Annotated in this window: 3 protein-coding genes; all 3 read right to left on the bottom strand. The window is 47.1% G+C overall.

Annotation, left to right across the window (positions count from 1 at the left end):
• A partial coding sequence (locus tag J4G02_22305) for a DNA gyrase subunit A (GenBank protein ID MCE2397244.1) occupies positions 1-539 on the bottom strand: 539 nt, incomplete at its 3' end.
• A gap of 121 nt (positions 540-660) precedes the next feature.
• Complete coding sequence (gyrB, locus tag J4G02_22300; GenBank protein MCE2397243.1) at positions 661-3180, bottom strand: DNA topoisomerase (ATP-hydrolyzing) subunit B; 2520 nt, start codon at positions 3178-3180, stop codon at positions 661-663.
• Positions 3181-3289: 109 nt separating this feature from the next.
• The coding region (locus tag J4G02_22295; protein MCE2397242.1) for a DUF721 domain-containing protein at positions 3290-3701 on the bottom strand (412 nt) is incomplete at its 5' end.

The raw sequence follows: 3701 nt of genomic DNA, 5'->3' as shown, positions 1-3701 counted from the left end.
GGTGGTATACGGGTGAGGTAACCAACACCGATACCTGTCGTGCCATTGACAAGCAAGTTCGGGAGGAGCCCCGGAAGGACTGTCGGTTCTTCGAGGGATTCCTTGTAATTCGGTTGAAAATCAACAACCTGTTTTTCAATATCAGTGAGCATCTCCTCGGCAATCGCGGTAAGCCGACATTCCGTGTAGCGCATCGCGCCAGGCGGATCATCGTCGATACTACCGAAGTTCCCTTGCCCATCTATGAGCAGGTAGCGCATATTAAACGGTTGCGCCATACCGACAAGAGTGCCGTAAATCGGGCCGTCGCCATGTGGATGAAAGTTCTTCATCACCTCCCCAACGACAGCGGCACATTTGTCGTAGGGCCGGTTCGCGGTGAGATTTATCTCACCCATAGCATAGATAATCCGACGTGTGCTTGGTTTGAGACCGTCACGTACATCAGGTATCGCGCGATTGGTATTGACACTCATCGCGTAGGTAAGGTACGACGTTTTCAGTTCATTTTCTATGTTGCGTTCTTGGATGTTTTCCATATATTTTTTAAGTTATAAGTTCTAAGTTATAAGTGGTAAGTTAAGAAGTGAATTTTATCGCTAGTGCGCTTTCTTATAACCTCTTAACTTATAACCTACCACTTTTAAGTTATGTCCTCCTTTAGGCACCGTACAGATCAAGATTCACCTGAGTGCCGTAGCGTTCTATGAATTCGCGACGAGGTTCAACAGTATCCCCCATGAGGAGGGTAAAGGTGTGGTCGGCTTCAACAGCATCTTCAAGCGTTACCCTAAGCAAGATACGTTCATCTTGTCGCATAGTCGTGTCGCGCAACTGCTCAGCGTTCATTTCGGCTAAACCTTTGTAGCGCGTAATAGTCAGTCCTCGGTGTTCCATTTCAAGGAGATGCTGCACAAGCGATACCACATCTTCTGTGTGATGAATATCACCATTTTCAGACTGGATACTAAACAACTTTTGATTTTCTGAGCTGCTTGGTTCGTCTGTCTTTTCCGGAGGCAAGAAGTCTGTGTCTTGGATGTGAAACTCAGCGAGCTTCTCAAGTTCTTGTCGCAGTTCGCGATGCCAGGTCCGTGGTCTCGGATCAACTATACTTTCAGGTTCTGCCCCTTGTGGTGGGTTGTCAAAAAGCACGATCTGTGTACTGGTGGTGGATGGTGGTTGTTCGGCAGTCTCTTGCATTGCTTCTGTAGGATTGCCCCTATGAGTGGGTGGAATCTCAAGGAGAGCAAGTAGTAGTTTGTCTATGTTATCAGATGTGTCGGTGCTACTCGCCTCGTTCTCCTCGTGGGGGGCAGATTGCTCAATGTTGGAAAACTGTGTTGGTGTTATACCACTTCGCTTGATTTGATCAAGGAGCATTTGAACCTTGCGTACGGTGTTAGAGATTGTCTTATACTCGGATGCCGTGTAAGGGGCACCTCGGCGGGCATTTGTTATCTGTACCGTGTCAAGGGCAAGCGTAAGGAGATAGTCTTCCATCTGCTCATCATCTTGCAAATATTGTGAATTTCTGCCCTTTTTGACTTGATAAAGTGGCGGTTGAGCTATGTAGAGATGGCCAGTAGCGATGAGGTCTGGCATCTGGCGGAAGAAAAAAGTTAATAGTAGTGTTCGTATATGCGCGCCATCAACATCAGCATCTGCCATAATAATAACTTTGGCATATCGGAGTTTTTCGAGGCTGAATTCCTCAGCACCGATACCTGTTCCCAATGCGGTTACAATGTCAATAACTTGTGCGTTTTTAAGTATTTTGTCAAGTCTTGACTTGTCTACATTGATACCTTTACCTTTCAGAGGTAGAACGGCTTGATTTCGCCGGTCGCGCCCCTGTTTAGCTGTACCACCGGCGGAATCACCCTCTACGAGGAAAATCTCGGTCCGGGTAGGGTCACGTTCGGAACAGTCGGCAAGTTTTCCGGGCATTGAAGCGGAGTCAAGGACGCTTTTACGGCGGATCACCTCGCGTGCACTACGTGCAGCCTCACGCGCTCGCGCGGCATCAATGGCTTTTTGGATAATACGTTTGGAGACACTCGGAGTTTCTTCTAAAAGTGTTTTGAGTCGGGAACCGACAAATGTTTGGACGATGCCTTCAACCTCCGTATTTCCGAGTTTAGATTTCGTCTGCCCCTCAAATTGCGGATCCGGAACTTTGACGCTGATAATAGCGGTTATGCCTTCGCGGATGTCTTCACCAGTCAGGTCTACTTTGACGTTCTTCAGGAGATCATTGGCATTGGCGTAATTTTTAAAAGCGCGGGTAAGCGCACTTTTGAAACCGCTTTCGTGAAAACCGCCTTCGGCGGTCCGAATGTTGTTCGCATAAGAGCTTATATTCTCCGAGTAAGCGGTATTAAACTGGAAGGCGATTTCTACTACAACATCTGACTGGACACCTTCTACATAGATAGGTTCCGGATGGAGGACCTCTTTATTTTGATTGTAATAGGTAACAAAGGAAGCAATGCCGCCATCGTACTGAAAAGTGATCGGTTCAGAATTATCTTCATCGCGTTCATCATGGAACTGAATACGTACGCCTTTATTCAGGAAAGCGAGTTCTCTGAGCCGGTCGCGAAGCGTGTCGTGTGAGAAATCGAGGGTATCAAATATTTCAGCATCGGGCATGAATGTCGTCCGAGTACCGGTTTTGTTGCTGTTGCCAATTTTGTCTACAGATGTCTGCGGGATACCACGCGCGTAGCGTTGTTCGTAGATTTCGCCCTTCTGCTGGACTTGCACATGGAGCCACTCAGAAAGCGCGTTGACACAGGAAGCACCGACACCGTGTAAGCCACCGGCGGTTTGGTACCCGACCTGATCACGACCGTCGAATTTGCCGCCAGCGTGCAACGTTGTCATCACTACCTCAAGTGCTGAGACACCCGCTGTCGCATGCATGTCAACTGGAATACCACGACCATCGTGTTGGACGTTGATTTGCGTGCCGTAGCCTGCACCGATCTCATCTATGCAGTTGTCAACCAACTCCGTGACAAGGTGATGCAATCCAGCGGGACCGGTGCTGCCGATATACATGCTCGGGCGTTTTCTAACAGCTTCAAGACCCTCAAGGATTTGTATGTCACTCGCCGTATATGTTCGTTCATCTTTTGACAATTGTGATACCTCGCTTTGAATTGATCCCTGCATATAATACAGGGTGCTATGTCTTTTAAAATAGTAATCTAAAAGCGCAATCCGCACTTGTTATTATCGTGATTATCTACTTAAAATAGGATACCTTATTTTAACAACTTTGTCAAGACTTTTCTTTGCTTTGTGTCATGAATAATTGCCGCAAAGAAATTTTTAAATCAGTATCCGCCACATCAGCTATTGCTTGCTCAATTTGTTCTGATTCTTTGGGGGTTGGTGTGTGAACATTATTTGGGCGAGGCGTTGATGCCGTTGGCTTTGAGATTTTTGGGTGGGTGGAGGGACGTTTGGTGTGATGAGATGTTGCTTTATGCGCTTGGCGTAACTCTATCCGGAGATCTGTAAGAATAGGTTGTCCTAATTCTGCATTCAGGTCTGCTATAATCCTCTGTTTAAGGAGTAATAATTCTTTTTTGAACGGCGGATATTCCGTGTAGATTTTCAAAACACCGTCCGACAGCGATACTGGAACTGTTTTGGTTCCCAGGGGTGTTCCAAGAAGTTCGCGCCAGAGG

This window comes from Candidatus Poribacteria bacterium, from assembly GCA_021295755.1.
Classification (GTDB): domain Bacteria; phylum Poribacteria; class WGA-4E; order WGA-4E; family PCPOR2b; genus PCPOR2b.
Note: the sequence above shows the minus strand (reverse complement) of the source record. Positions and strands in the feature narration are given on the sequence as shown.